This window comes from Streptomyces sp. NPDC039423 (genome assembly GCF_055598725.1).
In genome coordinates, this window is the sequence record NZ_JBVKAH010000003.1 from 764,895 (window position 1) to 787,161 (window position 22,267).

The following is a 22,267-nucleotide window of genomic DNA, read 5'->3' on the forward strand; positions in this document are numbered from 1 at the left end:
CTTGCACACGTCAGCAGCGGCCCAAGCTAGAGGTACCTGACAGGCGGTGACAAGGGGGCGCGTGTTTCGTCAAATGCCCGTTCGGCGCCGGGCGTTGGGGGTCGGCCGGTGAACGTCCAGCTCGCACGGCACGTATGCAGGCGTACGCGGGCACGAAAGTCCGCGCCGGAAACCAGGAGTACGCACATGAGTGGCACTGCCCAGATCGGCGTCACCGGGCTCGCGGTCATGGGCCGCAACCTCGCGCGGAACCTCGCCCGCAACGGCCTCACCGTCGCCGTGCACAACCGGACGCCCGCGCGGACGGAGGCGCTGGTGGCCGAGTTCGGGGACGAGGGCTCCTTCGTGGCCGCGAGGAGCGCCGAGGAGTTCGTCGCGGCGCTGGAACGGCCGCGGCGGCTGGTCGTCATGGTGAAGGCGGGCGGGCCGACGGACGCGGTGATCGAGGAGTTCGCGCCGCTGCTGGAGCCGGGGGACGTCATCATCGACGGCGGGAACGCGCACTTCGCCGACACCCGGCGCCGGGAGAGCGCGCTGCGCGAGCGGGGCGTCCACTTCGTCGGGGCGGGCATCTCGGGCGGTGAGGAGGGCGCGCTGCACGGGCCGAGCATCATGCCGGGCGGGCCGGCCGAGTCGTACGCGTCGCTGGGTCCGCTGCTGGAACGGATCGCCGCCCGGGCCCCGGACGGCACTCCGTGCGTGGCGCACGTCGGCCCGGACGGTGCCGGGCACTTCGTCAAGATGGTGCACAACGGCATCGAGTACGCCGACATGCAGCTGATCGCGGAGGCGTACCAGTTGCTGCGCGAGGTGGCGGGGTACGCGCCCGCGAAGATCGCCGACGTCTTCCGCGGCTGGAACGCGGGACGGCTGGACTCGTACCTGATGGAGATCACGGCGGAGGTCCTCGCGCACGCGGACGCGGCGACCGGCCGGCCGTTCGTCGACGTCGTGGCCGACCGTGCCGAGCAGAAGGGAACGGGACGCTGGACGGTGCAGATCGCGCTGGACCTGGGAGTGCCGGTGCCGGGCATCGCGGAGGCGGTGTTCGCCCGTTCGCTGTCCGGGCACGCGGAGCTGCGGGAGGCGTCACGGGGCCTGCCCGGCCCGGCGGCGGAACCGCTGGACGTGGCGGAGGCGGAGCGCTTCGCCGCGCGGGTGGAACAGGCGCTGTACGCCTCGAAGGTCGTCTCCTACACGCAGGGCTTCCACCAGGTGCGGGCGGGCAGCGAGACGTACGGGTGGGAGGTGGACCTGGCGGCGGTGGCGTCGCTGTGGCGGGCCGGGTGCATCATCCGGGCGGCGTTCCTGGACCGGATCCGGGGCGCGTTCGCCGCCCGGCCCGGGATGGTGAGCCTGCTGGCCGACAGGGGCTTCGCGGAGGAGGTCGGGGAGGCCCAGGACGACTGGCGCGAGGTGGTGGCGACGGCGGCGCGGCGGGGCGTGCCGACGCCGGGGTTCTCGGCGGCGCTCGCCTACTACGACGCGCTCCGGGCGCCGAGGCTGCCCGCCGCCCTGATCCAGGGCCAGCGGGACTTCTTCGGCGCCCACACGTACCGGCGGACCGACCGGGACGGCTCGTTCCACACCCTCTGGGGCGACGCCGACCGCAGGGAGGTGGCGGGGGGCTGAGGCCTCGCGCCTCGGCGGAGCGACCCCGGCGGGCCCGGTGCGGGGCCCGCCGGGCGGCGCCCGTGCGGGTCGGCGGGGTCAGCTCGCGGGGCCGGGCTCCGGTTCCGGGCCGGGCACCGGGTCGGGACCGGGCGGCTTGGGCACCGGGTCCGGGGCCGGTCCGGGCGGCGGGGGCCCGGGGTGCGGCGGCGCCGGAGGCACCGGCCCGGGGGCGGGGCCCGGTTCGGGACCCGGCGGGCCGGGCTGGGGCACGGGCGTCGGCGGCACCGGGTCCGGCGGGCCGGGCGGCGGTGTCGGCGCGGGCGGTACGGGGTCGGGCGGGTACGGGTTCGGGCTGGTCATGACGGGCTCCCTCGACGGTTCGACCGTGCACCTTCCAGGTTCTCCCGCTGCGCGTTCCCCCGCCCGACGGGATCACTCATCAGGACCACCCGCCCCGGCACCAGGGTGAACGCGACCCGCGCCGGCCCCTCGCCCGCGTATCAGCAGCGCGCCGCCGGAACGCCCGCGCGTCAGCCGCGCGCAGCCGGAACGGCCTGCGGGCTCCGCGCGGTGCCGCTCCCGGGAACCGGCTCCGAGGCGTCCGACCCGAGCTGCACGATCCTGTTCGCCCCGTCCACGTGCACCACCCGCGGCACCAGCGCCCGCGCCTCGGCGTCGTCGACCTGGGCGTAGCTGATCAGGATCACCAGGTCACCGGGGTGCACGAGGTGCGCGGCGGCGCCGTTGATCCCGATGACACCGGACCCCCGCTCGCCCTCGATGACGTACGTCTCCAGACGCGCCCCGTTGTCGATGTCGACGATGTGCACGAGCTCGCCCGGCAGCAGGTCGGCCGCCTCCATCAGCTCGGCGTCGACGGTGACGGACCCGACGTAATGGAGGTCCGCCTGGGTGACGGTGGCGCGGTGGATCTTGGACTTGAACATGGTGCGCAGCATGTTGAACTCCTGAAAGACGGCTCCCTGCCTGCTTTGTGCAGGTCAAGGGCGTCCTTCATCCTACAACTGGCACGCACCCGACTCGAAGACTGTGAGGAACATCGCTTCCCTCTGACGAGGAGGCTTCCCGCCTGTGCGGGCCGGCCGGCTCCGGGGTACCCGGCGCGCCGGAACGTCAGCCCGGGCGGGGGCCGCTCTCGGTGTCGTTGGGGTCGACACCGGTGAACGCGGTGTCGTCCTTCGTACCGGAGGGGCGTCCGGAGCGGCCCTTGCGGCCGGTGTCCCGCATGCCCTTCTCCGACTTCTCCCCGTACTCCTCACCCCGCGCGGTGCCGCTCTCGGCCTTGTCGCCGGGCACCGAGGCGCGCTCCTCCTTGGACCTCTTACGGCCCGCGCCGGGTGGCGGGGCGTCCTCCGCGTGGAAGGAGCGACGAGCGCTGGGGTTCTCCTGCTGTCGGGTCTCGTCGACATCGGGGGACCAGCCGTGGTGCTCGGTCCCCTGGTGCCGGCTCGGCCCCTGGTCGCGTGACGGCTTCGATGGCTTCTGTTCCTTGGGCATGCGCCGACCTGCCTGTCCGCTGCGGTGGAGGCACGTCTCCCGTGCCAGGGCAGTAAGGATTCTTCCACTCCTCCACAAAAACGGCATATCGACCGCATTCGGAGGGACGGCCGGTCACGGGGCGGCCCATGCCGACCATGTGGCACGAACCCGCGACCCGTACGAGTGATGCACGGGATTCGTGTCGACGTCCGGTCGAGCCCGTGGCGGAGCATCTCAGGCAGCCGGTTCGCGTCACCACCGACCGCCGCACCCTGGGAGGGGTCGCCATGCGCATCCTGCTCGTCGCCAGCGCCTACAACAGTCTCACCCAGCGCCTGCACGCCGAGCTGCGCGAGCGGGGGCACACCGTCGCCGTCGAGGTGACACCGAACAGCGGTGACGTACGGGCCGCCGTCGACCGGCACGTGCCCGAGCTGGTGGTGGCGCCCATGCTGAAGGCGGTAGTACCGCGTGACGTGTGGACGGCCCGGACGTGCCTGATCGTGCACCCGGGGCCCGTGGGCGACCGGGGGCCGTCCTCCCTGGACTGGGCCGTCCGCGAGGGCGCCGGCGAGTGGGGCGTCACCGTGCTCCAGGCGGAGGAGGAGATGGACGCCGGGCCCGTGTGGGCGACCGCGACGTTCGCCGCCCCGCCGGTGGGCAAGAGCGATCTGTACCGCAACGAACTCGCCGACGCGGCCGTCGAAGCGGTGCTCCTGGCGGTCGGACGCTTCGCCTCCGGCCAGTACGTTCCTCTCGACCAGAGCACCCTCCCCAAGGCGGCGGGCGCGCGCACCAGGCCCCCGATGCGCCAGGCGGACCGGCGTATCGCATGGACCGACGACACCACCGACACGGTGCTGCGCACCCTGCGTGCCGCCGACTCCCAGCCAGGTGTCCTGGACGACCTCCTCGGCGGCGAGTGGTTCCTCCACGGCGGCCACCCCGAGCACGGGCTGCGCGGTCGCCCCGGCGAGCTGCTGGCGACCCGGGCGGGCGCGATCTGCCGGGCCACCGCCGACGGGGCGGTGTGGATTCCCGAGCTGCGGGCGCGCACCGGCCCCGGTGCACCGCGCGCCTGCAAGCTGCCCGCCACCCTCGCCCTGAGGGACTGCCCGGGACTGCCGGACCTGCCCGAGCTGCCCTCCCCCGCACTCCCGCCCGCCGACCACGACAGCACCTGGTCGGACATCCGGTACCGGGAGGACGGCCCGGTGGGCGTCCTGTCGTTCTCGTTCCCGGGCGGCGCGATGTCCACCGGGCACTGCCGGCGTCTGCTGGACGCCTACCGGGCGGCGTGCGCCCGGCCCACCACCGTGCTGGTCCTGGGCGGCGGCCGGGACTTCTTCTCCAACGGCATCCACCTGGGCGTCATCGAGGCCGCGGCCGATCCGGCGGCCGAGTCGTGGGCCAACATCAATGCCATGGACGACCTCGTCGAGGCGATCCTCGCCACCACCGACCGCCTCGTCGTCAGCGCGATCGGCGGCAACGCCGCCGCCGGGGGCGTCATGCTCGCCCTGGCCGCCGACGAGGTGTGGTGCCGCTCGGGGTCGGTGCTCAACCCGCACTACCGGCGTATGGGGCTGTTCGGCTCGGAGTACTGGACCTACAGCCTGCCCCGCCGGGTGGGCGCCGCCATGGCCGAGCAGCTCACCCAGGAGGCGCTCCCGGTCACCGCCGTCCGCGCCCAGGACATCGGCCTGATCGACCGCGTGGTCGGGTGCGCCCCTTCGCGCTTCACCGCGGAGGTCACCGGGCTGGCCTCCCACCTCGCCGCCTCCGCACGCGCCCAGACGCTCCTCGCCGCGAAGAAGGAGGAGAGCGAGCACCGGGAGGCCGTCACCCCATTGGCGGACATCCGGAAGCGGGAATTGGCACGCATGCGGGACATCTTCCAGAACCCCGCCGCCCCCTACCACGCGCTGCGCAGGGCCTTCGTCCGCAAGGAGCCGGGCGCCGCCGAACGGACCGCCGCGGGTGCGAGGAGCGCACCGCTGGCGGACTCTTAGCCCGGTAAAGGCTTACTCGAGCGGTTTTGCCGTTTGCCTCCCCAAGGAGGGCTTCGATGAACACAGCGTCGCCGACCACGGTCGAACAGTCGGGCACTTCCGGAGCGCCCGATGCCGAGGAGAAACCGATCCACATCCTCTGGATCAACGCCGGGCTGAGCTGCGACGGTGACTCGGTCGCCCTCACGGCCGCCATGCAGCCCAGCATCGAGGAGATCGCCCTCGGAGCCCTGCCCGGCCTGCCCAAGATCGCCGTGCACTGGCCGCTGATCGACTTCGAGTGCGGGCCGGTGAACGGGGCGGACACGTTCATCGAGTGGTTCTTCAAGGGTGAGCGGGGCGAGATCGACCCGTTCGTCCTGGTGATCGAGGGGTCCATCCCGAACGAGGCGATCAAGCAGGAGGGTTACTGGTGCGGATTCGGTGACAACCCGGACACCGGCCAGCCCATCACCACCAGCGAGTGGATCGACCGCCTGGCCCCCAAGGCTCTCGCCGTGGTGGCGATCGGCACCTGTGCCACCTACGGCGGCATCCACGCCATGGCCGGAAACCCCACGGGCGCCATGGGCGTGCCCGACTACCTGGGCTGGGACTGGAAGTCGAAGGCGGGCATCCCCATCGTCTGCGTACCGGGCTGCCCCATCCAGCCGGACAACTTCGCCGAGACCCTGACCTACCTGCTCTACCAGGCGGCGGGGTCGGCACCGATGATCCCGCTCGACGACAAGCTGCGCCCCACCTGGCTGTTCGGAGCCACGGTCCACGAGGGCTGCGACCGGGCCGGCTACTACGAGCAGGGCCAGTTCGCGATGGAGTACGACTCGCCCAAGTGCCTGGTGAAGCTGGGCTGCTGGGGCCCCGTCGTCAAGTGCAACGTGCCCAAGCGTGGCTGGATGGCCGGCATCGGCGGCTGTCCGAACGTGGGCGGCATCTGCATCGCGTGCACCATGCCCGGCTTCCCCGACAAGTTCATGCCGTTCATGGACGAACCTCCTGGCGGAAAGTTCTCCAGCACCGCCAGCGGAGCCTACGGCGCGGTGATCCGCCGCCTCCGGACGATCACCGCCCGGACCGTGGACAAGGAGCCCAAGTGGCGGCACACGGGCCGGGAGATCACCACCGGCTACCGGCCTCCGTGGTGATCGCGCCCGGCACGGCATCCGCTCCACGCCCCCGTTCCCTCCCCGGCTCACTTCCCGGCCCCCTCCCCCGCTCACAGCGCTGACCGAAGGGCATCACAGACACAATGGCGACCTCGACGACGTCCGGTGACGGCACCGGCCTGGTGGAGATGGCGTGGGACCCGATCACGCGGATCGTGGGCAGCCTCGGCATCCACACGAAAATCGACTTCAAGCAGAAGCGGGTCGCCGAGTGCTACAGCACCTCGTCGGTCTTCCGCGGCTACAGCGTCTTCATGCGGGGCAAGGACCCGCGCGACGCGCACTTCATCACCAGCCGCATCTGCGGCATCTGCGGTGACAACCACGCCACCTGCTCGGTGTACGCGCAGAACATGGCGTACGGGGTGAAGCCGCCCCACCTCGCCGAGTGGATCATCAACTGCGGCGAGTCCGCGGAGTTCATGTTCGACCACAACATCTTCCAGGAGAACCTGGTCGGGGTCGACTACTGCGAGAAGATGGTCCGCGAGACCAACCCGGGAGTGCTCGAACTCGCCGAGCGCACCGAGGCACCGCACGCCGCCGACCACGGCTACCGCACGATCGCCGACATCATGCGCTCGCTCAACCCCCTGGAGGGCGAGTTCTACCGCGAGGCGCTCCAGGTCAGCCGGTACACGCGGGAGATGTTCTGCCTGATGGAGGGCCGCCATGTGCACCCCTCCACCCTGTACCCGGGCGGTGTCGGCACCATCGGGTCCGTACAGCTCTTCACGGACTACATGTCCCGGCTGATGCGGTACGTGGAGTTCATGAAGCGCGTCGTGCCCCTGCACGACGACCTGTTCGACTTCTTCTACGAGGCGCTGCCCGGCTACGAGGAGGTCGGCCGCCGGCGTGTGCTGCTCGGCTGCTGGGGGGCGTTCAACGACCCCGAGTACTGCGACTTCAGCTACGCCAACATGACGGACTGGGGCCGGCGGATGCTCGTCACCCCCGGGGTGATCGTGGACGGCAAGCTGGTCACCAACGACCTCACCGAGATCAACCTCGGCATCCGGATCCTGCTCGGCAGCTCCTACTACGAGGACTGGGCCGGTCAGGAGCAGTTCGTCACCCACGACCCGCTCGGCAACCCGGTCGACCCGCGGCACCCGTGGAACCAGCACACCATCCCCGCCCCGCAGAAGCGGGACTTCAACGACAAGTACAGCTGGGTGATGTCCCCGCGCTGGTTCGACGGCAAGGACTACCTGCCACTGGACACGGGCGGCGGCCCCCTCGCCCGCCTGTGGTCGACCGCGCTGTCCGGACTCGTCGACATCGGGTACGTCAAGGCCACCGGCCACAGCGTCGTCATCAACCTCCCCCGTACGCTCACCAAGCCGGAGACCACCTTCGAGTGGAAGATCCCCCGCTGGAGCAACGCCCTGGAGCGCAACCGCGCCCGCACCTACTTCCAGGCATACGCCGCTGCCGTCGCGCTGCACTCCGCCGAGATGGGCCTCGCGGAGGTGCGCGCCGGGCGCACCCAGACCTGGGAGAAGTTCGAGGTGCCGGACGAGTCCATCGGTGTCGGTTTCACCGAGGCGGTACGCGGGGTCCTGTCGCACCACATGGTCATCCGGGACGGCAAGATCGCCAACTACCACCCGTACCCGCCGACCCCGTGGAACGCCTCCACCCGCGACACCTACGGAACGCCCGGACCGTACGAGGACGCCGTGCAGAACACGCCCATCTTCGAGGAGAACCCGCCCGAGAACTTCAAGGGCATCGACATCATGCGTGCCGTGCGCAGCTTCGACCCGTGTCTGCCCTGCGGTGTGCACATGTACGTCGGTGACGGCAGGACCGTGAAGTCCATGCACGTCCCCACCGGCCTGAGCGGCCTGGCCGGATGAGCGGCGCCCCCGGCGTGGGCGCCGCGCCCTCGGTGTCCGCCGCGCCGCCCGCGTCCGGCGCGATGAACGCGGAGACGGCCGGCCGGCTGGTCGAGGAGGTCCTCGACCGGCTGGCGGAGTCCGGCGACCGCGCGGCGTGCGAGGCCGCCGAGGAACTCGTACGGGTCCTCATGGAGTTCTACGGGGCCGGGCTCGCCCGCGCGGTCGAGCTGGTCGGACGTCACCCCGACGCCACGGCCCGCGACACCCTCGCCGCCCTCCTCGGCGATGAACTCGTCGCGGGTCTGCTGGTCCTGCACGGGCTGCACCCGGACGACGTGCGCCGCCGCATCGACCGCGCCCTCGACGGCCTCCCCCACCCGGTCGAGACCGTCGGCTTCGACGCCGCGACCGGCGTGCTGCGCCTGCGGCTCACCGGGTCGGCGGGCTGCGGTTGCGCCAGCACCCGGGAGGGCATCGAGCAGGCGGCGCGGGACACCGTCGCGTGCTTCGCGCCCGAAGTGACGGCGGTGGAACTCCAGGAGGCCGCCCGGGAGCCCGCGCTCCTCCAGATCGGCGCCGGCCCGCCACACGCCGTCGGCGGCGGCCGCTCACCGGCCACGGCCCCGTGAGCGCGCCCGGAGCCGGGACGGCCCGCAAGAGCCCGCACCGGCCGGACACGGCACCCCACCCGGGCCCACCCGCCGCCAGCACGGCACCCCACCCGGGCCCACCCGCCGCAAGCACCGCGGCCCCCGCGAGCCCACCCGACGCAGACACCGCGGCCCTCCGGGGCACGCACCCGGTCGGCGCGGCGCGGGCGGCGCGGGGGCCCGGATCGCGGGGGCTGCGGCGTTTCGTGGGCCCGCCCCCGCCCCGTGAGGAGCGGTGCGAGCTGTGCGCCGTGCCTCTGACCGGCGAGCGTCACCGGCACCTCGTCGACACCGAGAAGCGGGCGCTGGCCTGTGTCTGTGCCCCCTGCGCCCAGTTGCTGGACGGCTCCGGCGGGGCGGGGGGCCGCTTCCGGGCGGTCCCCGGCCGCTACCTGAGCGACCCGGGGCACGGCATCGACGAGCAGTCCTGGGAGCACCTGCGCATCCCCGTCGGCGTCGCGTTCTTCTTCCGCAACTCGGCGCTCGACCGGCTCGTCGCGCTCTACCCGAGCCCGGCCGGGGCGACCGAGAGCGAGCTGGACCCGGCCTCCTGGCAGGCCGTCCTGGCCGGTTCGCCGCTGGCGGGACTCCTCGAACCCGACGTGGAGGCGCTGCTGCTGCGCCGCCACGAGGGCTCGGTGGAGTGCTTCCTGGTGCCCGTCGACATCTGTTACGAGCTGGTGGGCCGCATGCGCCTGCGGTGGCAGGGCTTCGACGGTGGCGCGGAGGCCCGTGCCGACCTGGACGCCTTCTTCGCCCACGTACGCGACCGTGCCCGTGACGTCCGAGGGAGCGGGTCATGACCGACTTCACCTTCACCTGCACCGAGGTGCGCGCCGACCCGTACGCGGCGGGCCCCACCCTGGTGTTCCGGCTGCGCGTCACCGCGTCCGAGCGGGCCCGCGTCCACGCGCTGGCCCTGCGCTGCCAGATCCGCATCGAGCCCGTCCGGCGCGGCTACGGCGACGCCGAGGCCACGCGGCTGACGGACCTGTTCGGTGAGCGGTCGCGCTGGGGCAGCAGTCTGAACCCGGTGCAGTTCGCCCAGGTCTCGGTGATGGTTCCCGGCTTCACCGGGGACGTCGAGACCGACCTGGTGGTGCCGTGCACCTACGACATGGACATCGCCTCCACCCGTTACTTCCACGCCCTGGAGGAAGGGGAGGTGCCGCTGCTGATGCTGTTCTCCGGCACCGCCTTCACCGGCGCCGGCGGCTTCCGCGTCGAGCCCGTCCCCTGGGACAAGGAGGCCGCTTTCCGCATGCCGGTGAAGACCTGGCGGGAGATGGTCGACCAGCACTTCCCGGGATCCGGCTGGATCCGGCTGCCCCGGGACACCATGGACGCGCTGCTCGCCCACCGGTCGCGGCGCGCCCTGCCCTCCTGGGAGGCGACCGTCGAGGCGCTCCTCGACGCGGCCGGGGAGAGGACACCATGACGACGATCACGACCACGACCACGTTCTCCCCGGGGACCGAGGCACGGCTGGCCGTGGCACGCCAGGTCGCCGACGCCGTGCTCTTCGAGGGGTACGTGCTCTACCCGTACCGCGCGTCGGCCGCCAAGAACCGCCTGCGCTGGCAGTTCGGGGTGCTCGTGCCACCGGCCTGGACGGCGCGGGCCGACGAACACGACTTCCAGCACACCGAACTGCTCATGGAACCCCGACGGGGAGCCACGCTCGCCGTCGAGGTCCGCTTCCTGCACACGCAACGGCGCACCGTGCAACGGGTGCGCCCGGACGGCACCTTCGAGACGGTGGGCGAACTGCGCCTGGACGACCAGGTGATCGTCCCGTGGGACGAGGGTCATGAGCAGGTCGTCCGGCTCACCGTTCCGGTGGACGGCCTGGTGGGCGAGGGCATCGTCATCCCGTTCACCCGCCCGGCGTCCGAGGAGACCGAACCGGTCCCGGACTCCACCGGGCAGGTGGTGGGCCGGCTCGTGCGCCGTCGCGAGGAGGTCACCGGTGCGCTGCGGATGTCGACGAGCGAGCTGGAAGGCCCGTACCGCACGCACCGCCTGAGCCTGGTCGTGGAGAACACCAGCGACTGGACGCCGGACGGCGACGCGGACCGCGACGCGGCGCTGCCCCGGTCCCTGGTCGCCAGTCATACGCTGCTGTGCCTGGACTCGGGGCGTTTCCTGTCGATGACGGACCCGCCGGAGTGGGCGCGGGGAGCCACCGCCGCGTGCCGCAACCTGCACACCTGGCCGGTGCTGGCCGGCGAGCCGGGCGGCGGCGACCTGGTGCTCTCCTCGCCGATCATTCTGGAGGACCACCCGGCGATCGCGCCCGAGAGCCCCGGCGCGCTGTACGACGCGACGGAGATCGACGAGATCCTGGCGCTGCGCACCGCCGCCCTGACCGACGAGGAGAAGCGCGAGGCCCGGGGTACGGACGTGCGGGCGGCGGCCGTCATCGAGCTGGCCGACTCCATGCCACCGGAGGTCCTGGAGCGCCTGCACGGCGCCGTGCGCGGCCTCCGCGAGGTGACCGCGCCGGCCGTCGCGGCGAACGTCTCCGTACCGTCCGACCCCTTCGGGCAGAGCGGGGTCACGCGGCCGGACACCCCCTGGTGGGACCCGGGCGCGGACGCGTCCGTGGACCCGGCCACCGACCACGTCCTCGTCGGCGGACGGCCGGTACGGGCCGGCAGCCGCGTCGTGCTGCGTCCCCGGCTGCGCCACAGCGACGCCCAGGACCTGTTCCTCAGCGGCCGGCTCGCCCTGGTGGAAGCGGTCCTGCACGACGTGGACGGCGGCGTGCACATCGCGGTCACCGTCGACGACGACCCGGGCGCCGACATCCGCCGTGAGCAGGGCCGCTTCCTCTACTTCCAGCCCGACGAGGTCGATGTCGCGGAGGACACGTGATGGCCCCCACCCGGCCCCGTCCGCGCACGCTGGTCGCCGGGGCGGGGAACATCTTCCTCGGCGACGACGGCTTCGGCGTCGAGACGGCACGCGTGCTGGCCCGTCAGGATCTGCCCGCCGGTGTGGAGGTCGCCGACATCGGCATCCGCGGCGTCCACCTGGCGTACCAGTTGCTCGACGGGTACGACACCCTCGTCCTCCTGGACGCGACGGCGCGGGGCGGTGAGCCGGGGACGCTGTACGTGATCGACGCCGCCGAGCCGGGCTCCCGGCAGCCGGCCGAAGGCGTCCCCCTCGACGGCCACCGCATGTCCCCCGACGCCGTACTGGCGCTGCTGGACAGCCTGTGCGCGGGTACCGGTGCCACCCCACCGGGACGCACCCTGGTCGTGGGCTGCGAGCCCGCCACCGTCGAGGAGGGCATCGGGCTCAGCCCGCCCGTGGCCGCCGCCCTCCCGGAGGCGGTACGCCTGGTGACCGAACTGGTCACGGAACAGGTCACCGAACCGCTCCGCGGCGAAGCCGTCGCCGGAGACCGACCCGCCCGCGCGACACCCCCACACCGACCTTCACGGAGAGCACCATGAACAAGCGCCTCATCGGCGGTGCGGCCGCCGCCACCGCCACCGCCGCCGCGCTCGCGGCCATCGTCGTGAACGTCCTGCCCGACGTCCGGCGCTACCTGCGCATCCGCCGGATGTGACCCACCGGCCGGCGCCCGTCGCCGGCCCGGCGGACCCGGCTGGGCCGAACGGCCCACGCAGCCGTGTGACCCCGGCGCGCCGGTCGGCGCGCCGCCGGGTCACGGCCGTGTAATGGGGCCGGAGCGACATCCCCGGGCCCGGACGGAGACCCATGCACGAGATGTCCGTCGCCCTGTCCGTGGTGGACCAGGTCGAGCAGGCGGCACGGTCCCGCGGCGCGCGGGGCGTCCAGCATGTGCACCTCGAGATCGGCGAGCTGGCCGGAGTGGTCTCCGACTCGCTCCGCTTCTGCTTCGGACTCGCCTGCGCCGGGACCGTCCTGGAGGGTGCCGAGCTCGTCACCCGTTCCGTCCCCGGCAGCGCGCGGTGCGCTCCGTGCGGGCGGACCTGGGACACCGGGATGCCCCCGGACATGCTCTGCCCCCACTGCCGCGCGGCCGCCACCGAGCTGGTGGCGGGCCGCGAACTGCGCATCACCGAAGTGCGCTGGGCCGCGGGCACCCCCGCTCCCGGCTCCCCCGGCGCAACCCCCGCAACCATCCTCGAGGAGAGCTGACGATGTGCCGTGTGGTCGACCTCCAGCAGGCGGTGCTCGCCAAGAACACGATGGCGGCCGGCGTCCTGCGCAGTGAACTGACGGCCAGGGGCACGACCGTGGTGAACCTCCTGTCCAGTCCCGGCAGCGGCAAGACGGCCCTGCTGGAGCGGGAGCTGACGATCGCCCGGGAACGCGGCGTCCCGGCCGCCGCGCTGACGGCGGACCTCGCGACGGAGAACGACGCGGTGCGCCTGGGCCGTTCCGGCGTGCCGGTCAAGCAGGTCCTCACGGACGGGCTGTGCCATCTGGAGGCGGACATGCTCGCGGGGCACCTGCACAACTGGCTGCCCGAGGACACCCGTCTGCTGTTCGTGGAGAACGTCGGCAACCTCGTGTGCCCGGCGTCGTACGACCTCGGAGAGACGCTGCGGGTCGTCCTCGCCTCGGTGACCGAGGGCGAGGACAAGCCGCTGAAGTACCCCACCGCGTTCGGCCTCGCGCACCTGGTGATCGTCACCAAGGCCGATCTCGCCGGTCCCGCCGAGTTCGACGAGGCCGCCTTCCGGGCCAACGTGCAGCAGGTCAACCCCGGTGTGGAGATCGTCCTCAGCTCCGTACGGAGTGCCCGGGGCGCCGGTCTGCTGGTGGAGCGGGCGCTGGCGGCGGCCGAGGGGGCGAAGGTGCACGCCCCGGTGATGGCACGGGCCGGGGCGTGAACGCGACGCCCGAGGCGGCCGCGCCGCGGCAGGTGGTGGCTCCGCCGGTGCGGCGCGTCCGGGCCGTCGTGCGCGGGGTGGTGCAGGGGGTCGGGTTCCGGCCGTATCTGTACGCCCTGGCCTCGGAGCTGCGGCTCGCCGGCCATGTGACCAACACCGGCGAGGGCGTGGTCGTGGAGGTCGAGGGCGAGGCGGCGCTCGTCGACCGGTTCTGCGCGCGCATCGCGCCCGAGGCCCCGCCGCTGGCCGTCGTGGAGGCCGTGGACACCACCGACCTGCCCCCCACCGGGGGCACCGGTTTCGCCATCGTCCCCTCCCGCACGTCGGGACCCGTGCGCACGCTGGTCGCCCCCGACACCGCCACCTGTGACGACTGCCTGGCCGAGCTCGCCGATCCCGCCGACCGCCGCCACCGCCACCCCTTCATCACCTGTACGCACTGCGGGCCGCGGTTCACCATCGTCACCGGCCTGCCCTACGACCGCGAGCACACCACGATGGCGGGTTTCCCGCTGTGCCCCGCCTGTGATCGCGAGTACCACGATCCCGCCGACCGGCGTTTCCACGCGCAGCCCGTGGCGTGCCCCGCGTGCGGCCCGCGCCTGCGGCTCGTCACGGCCGCCGCGCACGTGCGGCCGGAGGGCGAGGACCCCGTCGACGGGGCGCGCGCGCTGCTCGCCGCGGGGGCGATCGTCGCCGTCAAGGGCATCGGCGGGTACCACCTCGCGTGTGATGCCACCGACGGCCGGGCGGTCGGTGAGCTGCGCCGCCGCAAGGCACGCGGTGGCAAGCCCTTCGCGGTGATGGCCCGGGACGTGGCCGATGTGGCGCACCTCGTGCACATCGGCCCCGCCGAGCGGGAGTTGCTCACCGGCCGTGTCCGCCCCGTCGTGCTGTTGCGGCGGCGCACCGGCGCCACGGACGCACCGGGGGCCCTCGCGCCGGCCGACGCGGTCGCGCCCGGCAGTCCCGACCTCGGGGTGATGCTGCCCTACACGCCGTTGCACCATCTGCTGCTCGGGAGTGTCCGGAAAGTATCGGCGTCCGCCCGGGGGGCGGGGGCCGCGGTGTCCGGTGCGTGCGATCGCAAGGCGGAGGAGGGAGTCATGGCGGAGTCATGGCGACCGACGACAACGCCGCGAGCGCGCGTGCAGGACACCGCGGGCCAGGCGAGACATTGCGGACACGACCTAGGCGCGGGCGGGCCCCGGCTGCTGGTGATGACCAGTGGCAACCTCTCCGGCGAACCCATCGTCACCGACGACGACGAGGCCCTCGACCGGCTGGCCGGTCTGGCCGACGCCTGGCTCACGCACGACCGGCCCGTCCACGTACCGTGCGACGACTCGGTGGTGCGCGTCTGCGACGGTGAGCCGCTGGTGCTGCGCCGTTCCCGGGGTTACGCCCCGCTGCCGCTGACGCTGCCGGTACCGGTGGTTCCCGCCCTCGCGGTCGGCGGTGATCTGAAGAACGTCTTCTGCCTCGCCGAGGGCGACAGGGCATGGCTGTCCGCCCACGTCGGGGACATGGACGACCTCGCCACCCAGCGCGCGTTCGGCCGCGCCGAACGGCAACTGGAGTCCATCACGGGCGTACGCCCCGAGCTGCTCGTCACCGACACGCACCCCGGGTACCGCTCGGGCGCGTGGGCACGGCGGCACGCCGCGGGGCGCCCGGTGGCGCGGGTCCAGCACCATCACGCGCATGTCGCCGCCGTCATGGCCGAGCACGGCGTGGCCGAGGGCGACCGGGTGATCGGGGTCGCGTTCGACGGCACGGGCCACGGGGACGACGGGGCGGTGTGGGGCGGGGAGCTCCTGCTCGCGGGCTACGAGGGTTACCAACGGTTCGCGCACTTGGCCTACGTACCGCTGCCCGGGGGTGACGCGGCCGTCCGGCGGCCCTACCGCATGGCGCTGGCGCACCTGTGGGCGGCGGGCATCGCGCCGGACGCGGACCTGCCGTGCGTCGCCGCCTGCCCGCCGGAGGAACGGGCGGTGCTGGGCCGGCAGTTGGAGCGGGGGCTGAACTGCGTGCCCACGTCCAGTATGGGGCGGCTCTTCGACGCCGTCTCGTCCCTTGCGGGCGTCTGCCATCACGCCGAGTACGAGGCCCGGGCCGCGATCGAGCTGGAGGCTGCCGCGGTCGCCGCCTGGGCCTGCGACGAGGATCCGCGCTACGTCTTCCGCCTGACCGGGCGGGGCCCGGCCGGTGCGTCTCCGGTGACCGCCGATCCGGCGCCGTTGCTGGCCGCGGTCGTCGAGGACGTACGGCGGGGTGTTCCCGCCCCGGTCGTCGCGGCACGGTTCCACGCGGCCGTGGCCCGGATGGTGCGGACGGTCTGCGTGCTGGCCCGCGAGGCGACCGGACTGGAGACGGCCGCGCTGACCGGTGGGGTCTTCTCCAACACGCTGCTGTCGTCGGCCTGCGCACGCGGGCTGCGGGCGGACGGTTTCACCGTACTGCGTCACCGCCGTGTCCCGCCCAACGACGGGGGGCTGGCCCTCGGTCAGCTCGTGGTGGCCGCCCGCGCCACGGCCCGAGCGGAATCGACGGCCACGGCCACGGAGTCGGCCACGGAATCGGCCACGGATTCCGTGGCGCGAGAGTGAGGAGACACATATGTGCCTGGCGGTACCAGGGAAGGTACTGGGGGTCGAGGAACGGAACGGCACCCGCATGGCCAGCGTCGACTTCGGCGGTGTGGTCAAGGAGGTGTGCCTGGAGTACCTGCCGGACCTTCAGGTCGGCGAGTACGCGATCGTCCACGTCGGTTTCGCCCTGCAACGGCTGGACGAGGAGTCGGCCCGCCGGACGCTGGAGCTGTTCGAGAACCTCGGCTTGCTCCAGGAGGAGTTCGGGGACCCGTGGGAGCAGGCCGCCGCGGAGGCGGGCGGGAACGGACACGGGCCGGACGGCGCCGCCACGGCCGGGGAGGTGCTGCGGTGAAGTACATCGACGAGTTCCAGAATCCTGAGCTCGCGGCACGGCTGCTCGACGAGATCAGGGCCACCGTGACCAGGCCCTGGGCGCTGATGGAGGTGTGCGGCGGTCAGACGCACACCATCATCCGCCACGGCATCGACCAACTCCTGCCCGACGAGGTGGAGTTGATCCACGGGCCCGGCTGTCCGGTGTGCGTGACCCCGCTGGAGGTGATCGACAAGGCCCTGGAGATCGCCTCGCGTCCCGACGTGATCTTCTGCTCCTTCGGCGACATGCTGCGGGTGCCCGGTACCGGCCGTGACCTGTTCCAGGTACGCGGGGAGGGCGGCGACGTCCGGGTGGTGTACTCGCCGCTGGACGCGCTGCGGATCGCGGAGGAGAACCCGGACCGGGAGGTCGTCTTCTTCGGCATCGGCTTCGAGACGACCGCGCCGCCCAACGCGATGGCCGTCCACCAGGCCCGCAAGCGCGGCATCGGCAACTTCAGCCTGCTGGTGTCGCACGTCCGGGTCCCGCCCGCGATCGAGGCGATCATGCAGTCACCGGACTGCCGTGTCCAGGGCTTCCTCGCGGCCGGGCACGTGTGCAGCGTGATGGGGACGGAGGAGTACCCCGGGCTCGCGGAACGGTTCGGGGTGCCCATCGTGGTCACCGGTTTCGAGCCGCTCGACATCCTCGAAGGCGTACGGCGCACCGTGCGCCAGCTCGAGCGGGGCGAGCACACGGTGGAGAACGCCTACGAGCGTGCCGTCCGACCGGAGGGCAACCCTGCCGCGCGCGCGATGCTGGACGACGTCTTCGAGGTGACCGACCGGGCCTGGCGCGGCATCGGCGTCATCCCCGCCAGTGGGTGGCGGCTGTCCGCGCGCTACCGGGACCACGACGCCGAGCACCGCTTCCAGGTGGGTGACATCGCCACCCGTGAGCCGGCCGAGTGCCGCAGCGGAGAGGTGCTGCAAGGACTGCTGAAGCCGCACGAGTGCGAGGCGTTCGGCACCACGTGCACGCCGCGCACCCCGCTCGGGGCCACCATGGTCTCCAGCGAGGGCGCGTGCGCCGCCTACTACCTGTACCGGCGGCTCGACCTGCCGGCCCGCCCGGTGCCGGTCACGGCCCCGGCGACCACCGCCCAGACCCTGGAGGGCAGCCCCGTTGTCTGACACGTACACAGGGCCGGACGTCCTGTCCTGGACCTGTCCCGCCCCGCTGCGGGACCGGCCGCGGGTGGTGATGGGCCACGGCGGAGGCGGCGTGCTGTCCGCCGAGCTGGTGGAGCAGGTCTTCCTCCCCGCCCTGGCGGGCCCGGCGCCCGGCGGGCTGACCGACTCGGCCACCGTCGAGCTCGGCGGGGCGCGGCTCGCGTTCTCCACCGACTCGTTCGTGGTGCGGCCCTTGTTCTTCCCCGGTGGCAGCATCGGTGACCTCGCCGTCAACGGCACGGTCAACGACCTGGCGATGAGCGGGGCCCGGGCCGCCTACCTGTCGTGCGGCGTCATCCTGGAGGAGGGCGTCGAGATCGCCACCGTGGGCCGGGTGGCCGAGGCTATGGGCGCCGCCGCCCGTACTGCCGGTGTGCGGGTGGTGACGGGCGACACCAAGGTGGTGGAGGCCGGTCACGGCGACGGCGTCTACATCAACACCTCGGGCATCGGACTGGTCCCGCCCGGGGTCGACCTGCGTCCGGAGCGGGTCGTGCCCGGTGACGTGGTGATCGTCAGCGGGGCGATCGGGCTCCATGGTGTGGCCATCCTGAGCGAGCGGGAGAATCTGCGGTTCGAGGTCGACATCGAGAGCGACTGCGCGGCGCTCGGCGGCCTGGTCGAGGCGATGCTCGCCGTCACACCGGATCTCCATGTGCTGCGCGACCCGACCCGAGGGGGTCTGGCCGCGTCGCTCAACGAGATCGCGGCGGCCTCGGGCACCGGGGTCGTCGTCCAGGAGCGTGCCGTCCCGGTCCCCGCGCCGGTGGCCAGCGCCTGCGCGGTCCTGGGCCTCGACCCGATGTACGTGGCCAATGAGGGCAAGCTGGTGGCGTTCGTGCCGCGGGACCACGCCGACGCGGTCCTCGCCGCGATGCGGGCGCACCCTCTGGGCGCCGAGTCGGCGGTCGTCGGTGAGGCGGTGGCCGAGCACCCGGGGATGGTCGTGGCCCGGACGGGCCTGGGCGGGACGCGGGTGGTGGACATGCCGCTCGGGGAGCAGCTCCCGCGGATCTGCTGACCGGTGCTCGCCCGCCGGGCCCGGCCTCATCGGTGCCTCGCCGACCAGCGGCCCGTGCCCGCCTTCGCCTGAACCCGCGCGTCCGCGGGTTCAGGCGGTCAGGCCCCGCCTGCCGGGGCGCGTGTCCAGCGTCCAGGTATGGGTGCAGCCGGGGCACTGGAGGTGCACCCGCGCGCCCTCGTTCGCTATGAGGTAACGCCAGTGGTCCGAGCAGTTGCGCCGTTGCGCACAGGTCACGCAGTCCCGGGCGTCGTCGCATCCCGGGCACGGGACCCACGCCCGCCGGGCCCGGTCCGCCTGCGGGTCAATGGGAAGCCGCATCGCCCGTGTCCCGTCCGGGCAGCACGCCGGCCTCCACCAGCATGGCGTACGTCCGCTCCTGCTCCGCGTCCAGACCCGAGTAGAGCAGGCGCTGCGCCTGCTCCTCCGAGCGGAGCACGGCCAAGGGGTCCCACTCGTCACCGAGGGCGGCCACCACCGCGGCGCGTCGGCGGGACTCCTCCAGGGTGAGGTCGAGCGAGAAGGCCACAGGGTCGTGGCCGGGGCTGTCGTTCATGCGCGGAGCACCTTCACACGGGAAGTCACTGGTCCCAGCCACCTCTACCAGGGGGGTCGCCACGCCGGAAGGCATTGTGACGCACCTCATCGGGGTGGGGCCGGGGGCGCGACCGCGCCGCCGTCGGTCGGCCGTGTGCCCCGGGCCGGGCGCACCGTCCGCGTCAGAGGTATCCGCAGGGTGGGCACCGACCCGGGCGAGAAGCGCCTTGCGAGCGTGTCCGGCGGGAGGCGGCCGGGATGCCCTTCCGGTGCGCCCTGATCCGGTACGGCGCCGAGTCGTACCGCTGCCGAGCCACCCAGCCACCCTCTTCCCGGGACGATGAACCCGGAAGACCACCACCGGGAGAGGCACGGCAATGCGCGGAAAGCCGGATGGCGGGGTCATAGCAGGCAATTTGACCTGTCTCATCCCGGCGACCGAAGCACATCTGCCTCTGCTGGCCTGCTGGTTCGCCGATCCCGAATTCGTACGGAACTGGGGCGGGCAGCCTCTCACCCGCGAGGAAGTCGCCGCGAAGTACACGGGAAGGCGCCGCCCACGCGTGGAGTCCTTCCTGATCCTCGCCCAGGCCATCCCGGTCGGCTATGTGCAGTACGTACCCGCGGGCCCGGACCAGGGCGGCATCGACATGGTCCTCCTGCCACAGGCTCAAGGCAGCGGCCTCGGCCCCGACGCCGCCCGCGCCCTTGTCCGGCACCTTCAGACAGTGCTGGGCTGGACGCGGGTGACCGTCGACCCGGAAGCGTCCAACAGCCACGCCGTCCGAGCCTGGGCGAAGGCGGGGTTCCATCCGGTGAGCCGGCAGGGGAGCCGGCTGCTCATGGAGTGCCTCCCCGCCCCTGGCGTTCCCGCCGCGGATACCCACCGCGAGAGCTCGGCCACGACGCCGAACCGGCGCTCTCGTGCGGCACCGCTGGTAGAGGGCCCAGGGTCATGAGGAATCCGGCGGGGCGCCGGCACTCAAGGTGCCCGGCTCGCCGAGCTCCTGCGCGTGGCCGCCCCGGCACCTCCGGTGGTGGTCAGGCCTTCGCGAACTTGGCGACGTATTCGTCGAAGGGCTCGATGCCGACTTCCGCACGGAGTTCGTCCATGCGCTGCGGCTCTTCACAGGGCCAGGGAACCGGTGCCCCGTCCTTCACGCCGGCGATCTGAGTGCCGTAGATCTGCTTGCGGCCCTCATTCACCAGCGTGCGGTCGCGCAAGAAGGCCAGCTCGCGCGGGCCGGCCGAGCCTGCCGACACCGCCTGCTGCATCAGCTTCAGGGCGCGTCGCTGAATGTCGAGCTGCCGGTCGGCGTGCTGGGCGATCAGCCACGCTGCGCGCGCGGCCTCCTCGCCGACCAGTTCCTCCGTCGGCCAGCCGTACTCGTCCATGATCTCGCCGAGCCGGTCACCGTGCCGTGCGGCCAGCCGCCGCCAGGCCAACTGTTCGGCGGGGTCGTCGCTGTTCGCGCGGACTGCTGACCGGTGATCCGCCGCGGCCATCTCCGCGAGTTCCACGGCCAGCGCGGCAACGTCGTGCGCCACTCTCAACTCCTTTTTCAGATCGGTGTGTTGTGCCCGATACCGGCAAGCCTAAAGGCGTAAATCAGGCGGAAAGATCATTCCGGAGAACGGTGACAGGCACGTCCCCGCGCGGGGACAATGGATCTACTCCCCGAAGCCGGTGGCGGATCGCTGCGACGGTCACGGGGGGGGCGGGAGTTCTTGAGGGCGTTGACGGTCCGCGAGCACCACTGCGTTGAGAACCGGGCCGAGTGAGCCGGCTGCCGATCTGGGGCGTTCAGCGACGGTGGGAGGTTTGCCGGGGCCGCCCGGCTACCGTTGCTCCGCATGACCCACACCGAGATCGAGATCACCGCGGAGTTGGTCCGGGATCTGCTCCGCGACCAGCACCCCGACCTGGCCGATCACCCTGTAAGGCTCGGTGCGCGGGGCTGGGACAACCAGCTGTGGCGGCTCGGCGACGACCTCGCTGTCCGGCTGCCCTGGGCGACGCAGTCCGCGGACGCGCTGCTGCGCAAGGAGCACGAGTGGCTTCCCGCTCTCGCCCCGTGTCTTCCCCTGCCGGTCCCCGTCCCGCAGCGCCTCAGCGAACCCTCCGAGCGGTTTCCGCGGCCTTGGATCGTCACCACCTGGGTGCCGGGAACGCCCGCCGACCGCGCCCCCGCCACGCGCGCCGCTGAGGCGGCAGAGACCTTGGCCGCCTTCCTGACCGCTCTTCACCGGCCTGCCCCCGAGGGGGCGCCGACAGGTCGCGACCGTGGAGGGCCGCTGAGCGACCATGCCGAGGGGTTCGCGCAGGCGCTGGCCTCGGCCACCGGTTCGGGGCTGATTCCCGACCCGGACGCCGTCCGCGCCATCTGGGAAGACGCCGCCGCTGCGCCCGACTGGACGGGGCCGGCGCTGTGGCTCCACGGCGACCTGCATCCGGCCAACGTCCTCACCGAGGACGGCACTTTCTGCGGCGTGATCGACTTCGGCGACCTCTGTGCCGGCGATCCGGCCTGCGACCTCGCCGCCGCTTGGACGCTGCTGCCGGACGGTGCCGCCGACCGCTTCCATGACGCCTACCAGCCGGCCCCGGACCCGGCGACCCTGCGCCGCGCCCGCGGCTGGGCGGTGCTCAAGGCCCTCGCCTGCATCCTCATCGGAGACGCCGGCGTCCACGGCCGCCCCGGCGGCAAAGCCACCTGGGGCCCACCCGCCCGGACCGCCCTTCGACGCCTGATCGAGGCGTCCCGCCACTGAAGCCGCCCACCGTCACAGAACAGCAGGGGTCTCATTCCTCGCTCGGTTCGGGGGTGATCCTGCCGGCGGCAGTGCGGAAGTCCGGCATGCCAGGGTGGACGGTGGTATGGCGGGTGGCGAGGTCGCGCATCACGGCGAGCCTTCGCGTCACCGGCGCCGAAGGGGTGG

23 protein-coding genes are annotated in these 22,267 nt (G+C 72.8%); 18 read left to right on the forward strand and 5 right to left on the reverse strand.

From position 1 onward, the window contains the following. Window positions 1-186: 186 nt before the first annotated feature. Window positions 187-1,632 (forward strand): NADP-dependent phosphogluconate dehydrogenase, encoded by a 1,446-nt coding sequence (gene gndA, locus ACZ7LK_RS14085; protein ID WP_471140565.1) that lies wholly within the window; start codon window positions 187-189, stop codon window positions 1,630-1,632. Window positions 1,633-2,144: 512 nt separating this feature from the next. Here the strand turns inward: gndA and panD are convergent. Together panD and ACZ7LK_RS14095 are read right to left on the reverse strand one after the other, a co-directional pair. Next, entirely contained in the window at window positions 2,145-2,573 is a 429-nt protein-coding gene (panD, locus tag ACZ7LK_RS14090; protein WP_392277341.1) for an aspartate 1-decarboxylase, read from the reverse strand. A gap of 175 nt (window positions 2,574-2,748) precedes the next feature. After that, on the reverse strand, window positions 2,749-3,132 hold the full coding sequence (locus ACZ7LK_RS14095; protein ID WP_469461683.1) for a hypothetical protein: 384 nt from the start codon (window positions 3,130-3,132) through the stop codon (window positions 2,749-2,751). A 269-nt stretch (window positions 3,133-3,401) separates the two neighbouring features. Between ACZ7LK_RS14095 and ACZ7LK_RS14100 the strand changes: the two genes are divergently transcribed. From ACZ7LK_RS14100 to hypE, 15 genes are all read left to right on the forward strand, one after another. After that, a complete protein-coding gene (locus ACZ7LK_RS14100; RefSeq protein WP_471140661.1) occupies window positions 3,402-5,126 on the forward strand; it encodes a hydrogenase maturation protein in 1,725 nt (574 codons plus the stop codon). Window positions 5,127-5,182: 56 nt separating this feature from the next. Continuing rightward, the gene (locus ACZ7LK_RS14105) at window positions 5,183-6,271 is read left to right on the forward strand and encodes an NADH-quinone oxidoreductase subunit B family protein (protein ID WP_392277339.1); all 1,089 of its coding nucleotides are present in this window, start codon (window positions 5,183-5,185) and stop codon (window positions 6,269-6,271) included. 104 nt (window positions 6,272-6,375) lie between these two features. Beyond that, window positions 6,376-8,157, forward strand: a complete 1,782-nt coding sequence (locus ACZ7LK_RS14110; protein ID WP_392277338.1) for a nickel-dependent hydrogenase large subunit — start codon at window positions 6,376-6,378, stop codon at window positions 8,155-8,157. Beyond that, complete coding sequence (locus tag ACZ7LK_RS14115) at window positions 8,154-8,768, forward strand: hypothetical protein (RefSeq protein WP_471140569.1); 615 nt, start codon at window positions 8,154-8,156, stop codon at window positions 8,766-8,768. Before ACZ7LK_RS14110 ends, ACZ7LK_RS14115 begins: the two co-directional genes overlap by 4 nt. A 215-nt stretch (window positions 8,769-8,983) precedes the next feature. Continuing rightward, entirely contained in the window at window positions 8,984-9,592 is a 609-nt protein-coding gene (locus tag ACZ7LK_RS14120; RefSeq protein ID WP_469461939.1) for a DUF5947 family protein, read from the forward strand. Beyond that, the gene (locus ACZ7LK_RS14125) at window positions 9,589-10,227 is read left to right on the forward strand and encodes a DUF6084 family protein (protein WP_471140572.1); all 639 of its coding nucleotides are present in this window, start codon (window positions 9,589-9,591) and stop codon (window positions 10,225-10,227) included. Before ACZ7LK_RS14120 ends, ACZ7LK_RS14125 begins: the two co-directional genes overlap by 4 nt. Beyond that, on the forward strand, window positions 10,224-11,666 hold the full coding sequence (locus ACZ7LK_RS14130; protein ID WP_392277335.1) for a hypothetical protein: 1,443 nt from the start codon (window positions 10,224-10,226) through the stop codon (window positions 11,664-11,666). Before ACZ7LK_RS14125 ends, ACZ7LK_RS14130 begins: the two co-directional genes overlap by 4 nt. Next, window positions 11,666-12,253, forward strand: a complete 588-nt coding sequence (locus tag ACZ7LK_RS14135; RefSeq protein WP_469461678.1) for a hydrogenase maturation protease — start codon at window positions 11,666-11,668, stop codon at window positions 12,251-12,253. Before ACZ7LK_RS14130 ends, ACZ7LK_RS14135 begins: the two co-directional genes overlap by 1 nt. Beyond that, entirely contained in the window at window positions 12,250-12,369 is a 120-nt protein-coding gene (locus ACZ7LK_RS14140) for a DUF6893 family small protein (protein WP_392277333.1), read from the forward strand. Before ACZ7LK_RS14135 ends, ACZ7LK_RS14140 begins: the two co-directional genes overlap by 4 nt. A gap of 152 nt (window positions 12,370-12,521) precedes the next feature. After that, entirely contained in the window at window positions 12,522-12,926 is a 405-nt protein-coding gene (hypA, locus tag ACZ7LK_RS14145) for a hydrogenase maturation nickel metallochaperone HypA (RefSeq protein WP_392277332.1), read from the forward strand. Window positions 12,927-12,928: 2 nt separating this feature from the next. Next, entirely contained in the window at window positions 12,929-13,624 is a 696-nt protein-coding gene (gene hypB / locus ACZ7LK_RS14150) for a hydrogenase nickel incorporation protein HypB (RefSeq protein ID WP_471140576.1), read from the forward strand. After that, on the forward strand, window positions 13,621-16,236 hold the full coding sequence (locus ACZ7LK_RS14155) for a carbamoyltransferase HypF (protein ID WP_471140579.1): 2,616 nt from the start codon (window positions 13,621-13,623) through the stop codon (window positions 16,234-16,236). The genes hypB and ACZ7LK_RS14155 overlap by 4 nt, the downstream gene beginning before the upstream one ends. Window positions 16,237-16,246: 10 nt before the next feature. After that, the gene (locus tag ACZ7LK_RS14160) at window positions 16,247-16,573 is read left to right on the forward strand and encodes a HypC/HybG/HupF family hydrogenase formation chaperone (RefSeq protein WP_392277329.1); all 327 of its coding nucleotides are present in this window, start codon (window positions 16,247-16,249) and stop codon (window positions 16,571-16,573) included. Continuing rightward, on the forward strand, window positions 16,570-17,730 hold the full coding sequence (hypD, locus tag ACZ7LK_RS14165) for a hydrogenase formation protein HypD (protein WP_392277328.1): 1,161 nt from the start codon (window positions 16,570-16,572) through the stop codon (window positions 17,728-17,730). The genes ACZ7LK_RS14160 and hypD overlap by 4 nt, the downstream gene beginning before the upstream one ends. Window positions 17,731-17,800: 70 nt before the next feature. Further along, the gene (gene hypE, locus ACZ7LK_RS14170; protein ID WP_392277423.1) at window positions 17,801-18,790 is read left to right on the forward strand and encodes a hydrogenase expression/formation protein HypE; all 990 of its coding nucleotides are present in this window, start codon (window positions 17,801-17,803) and stop codon (window positions 18,788-18,790) included. A gap of 90 nt (window positions 18,791-18,880) precedes the next feature. On the opposite strand, the gene ACZ7LK_RS14175 is transcribed toward hypE, so the two are convergent. Both ACZ7LK_RS14175 and ACZ7LK_RS14180 read right to left on the reverse strand, forming a co-directional pair. After that, window positions 18,881-19,111, reverse strand: coding sequence for a hypothetical protein (locus ACZ7LK_RS14175; RefSeq protein ID WP_392277327.1), 231 nt, complete (start codon window positions 19,109-19,111; stop codon window positions 18,881-18,883). Further along, window positions 19,095-19,346, reverse strand: a complete 252-nt coding sequence (locus ACZ7LK_RS14180; RefSeq protein WP_469461670.1) for a DUF6400 family protein — start codon at window positions 19,344-19,346, stop codon at window positions 19,095-19,097. The genes ACZ7LK_RS14175 and ACZ7LK_RS14180 overlap by 17 nt, the downstream gene beginning before the upstream one ends. A gap of 358 nt (window positions 19,347-19,704) precedes the next feature. Here ACZ7LK_RS14180 and ACZ7LK_RS14185 point away from each other — a divergent pair, with 358 nt between their 5' ends. Then, window positions 19,705-20,286 carry a GNAT family N-acetyltransferase gene (locus ACZ7LK_RS14185; RefSeq protein WP_471140583.1) on the forward strand — a complete coding sequence of 194 codons (582 nt, stop codon included), beginning with the start codon at window positions 19,705-19,707 and terminating at the stop codon, window positions 20,284-20,286. An 82-nt stretch (window positions 20,287-20,368) separates the two neighbouring features. Here ACZ7LK_RS14185 and ACZ7LK_RS14190 read toward each other — a convergent pair whose 3' ends face one another. Beyond that, entirely contained in the window at window positions 20,369-20,875 is a 507-nt protein-coding gene (locus ACZ7LK_RS14190) for a DUF6624 domain-containing protein (RefSeq protein ID WP_471140586.1), read from the reverse strand. 306 nt (window positions 20,876-21,181) lie between these two features. Between ACZ7LK_RS14190 and ACZ7LK_RS14195 the strand changes: the two genes are divergently transcribed. Further along, window positions 21,182-22,099, forward strand: a complete 918-nt coding sequence (locus ACZ7LK_RS14195; protein ID WP_471140589.1) for an aminoglycoside phosphotransferase family protein — start codon at window positions 21,182-21,184, stop codon at window positions 22,097-22,099. Window positions 22,100-22,267 lie beyond the last annotated feature (168 nt).

Coding starts and splice junctions, on each gene's coding strand:
- ACZ7LK_RS14140 (WP_392277333.1), top strand. CDS start 12,250: ATGAACAAGCGCCTCATCGGCGGTGCGGCCGCCGCCACCGCCACCGCC.
- ACZ7LK_RS14095 (WP_469461683.1), bottom strand. CDS start 3,132: ATGCCCAAGGAACAGAAGCCATCGAAGCCGTCACGCGACCAGGGGCCG.
- ACZ7LK_RS14180 (WP_469461670.1), bottom strand. CDS start 19,346: ATGAACGACAGCCCCGGCCACGACCCTGTGGCCTTCTCGCTCGACCTC.
- hypB (WP_471140576.1), top strand. CDS start 12,929: ATGTGCCGTGTGGTCGACCTCCAGCAGGCGGTGCTCGCCAAGAACACG.
- ACZ7LK_RS14100 (WP_471140661.1), top strand. CDS start 3,402: ATGCGCATCCTGCTCGTCGCCAGCGCCTACAACAGTCTCACCCAGCGC.
- ACZ7LK_RS14135 (WP_469461678.1), top strand. CDS start 11,666: ATGGCCCCCACCCGGCCCCGTCCGCGCACGCTGGTCGCCGGGGCGGGG.
- ACZ7LK_RS14130 (WP_392277335.1), top strand. CDS start 10,224: ATGACGACGATCACGACCACGACCACGTTCTCCCCGGGGACCGAGGCA.
- ACZ7LK_RS14175 (WP_392277327.1), bottom strand. CDS start 19,111: ATGCGGCTTCCCATTGACCCGCAGGCGGACCGGGCCCGGCGGGCGTGG.
- ACZ7LK_RS14185 (WP_471140583.1), top strand. CDS start 19,705: ATGCGCGGAAAGCCGGATGGCGGGGTCATAGCAGGCAATTTGACCTGT.
- gndA (WP_471140565.1), top strand. CDS start 187: ATGAGTGGCACTGCCCAGATCGGCGTCACCGGGCTCGCGGTCATGGGC.
- ACZ7LK_RS14160 (WP_392277329.1), top strand. CDS start 16,247: ATGTGCCTGGCGGTACCAGGGAAGGTACTGGGGGTCGAGGAACGGAAC.
- ACZ7LK_RS14105 (WP_392277339.1), top strand. CDS start 5,183: ATGAACACAGCGTCGCCGACCACGGTCGAACAGTCGGGCACTTCCGGA.
- panD (WP_392277341.1), bottom strand. CDS start 2,573: ATGCTGCGCACCATGTTCAAGTCCAAGATCCACCGCGCCACCGTCACC.
- hypA (WP_392277332.1), top strand. CDS start 12,522: ATGCACGAGATGTCCGTCGCCCTGTCCGTGGTGGACCAGGTCGAGCAG.
- hypE (WP_392277423.1), top strand. CDS start 17,801: ATGGGCCACGGCGGAGGCGGCGTGCTGTCCGCCGAGCTGGTGGAGCAG.
- ACZ7LK_RS14125 (WP_471140572.1), top strand. CDS start 9,589: ATGACCGACTTCACCTTCACCTGCACCGAGGTGCGCGCCGACCCGTAC.
- ACZ7LK_RS14195 (WP_471140589.1), top strand. CDS start 21,182: ATGACCCACACCGAGATCGAGATCACCGCGGAGTTGGTCCGGGATCTG.
- ACZ7LK_RS14115 (WP_471140569.1), top strand. CDS start 8,154: ATGAGCGGCGCCCCCGGCGTGGGCGCCGCGCCCTCGGTGTCCGCCGCG.
- ACZ7LK_RS14110 (WP_392277338.1), top strand. CDS start 6,376: ATGGCGACCTCGACGACGTCCGGTGACGGCACCGGCCTGGTGGAGATG.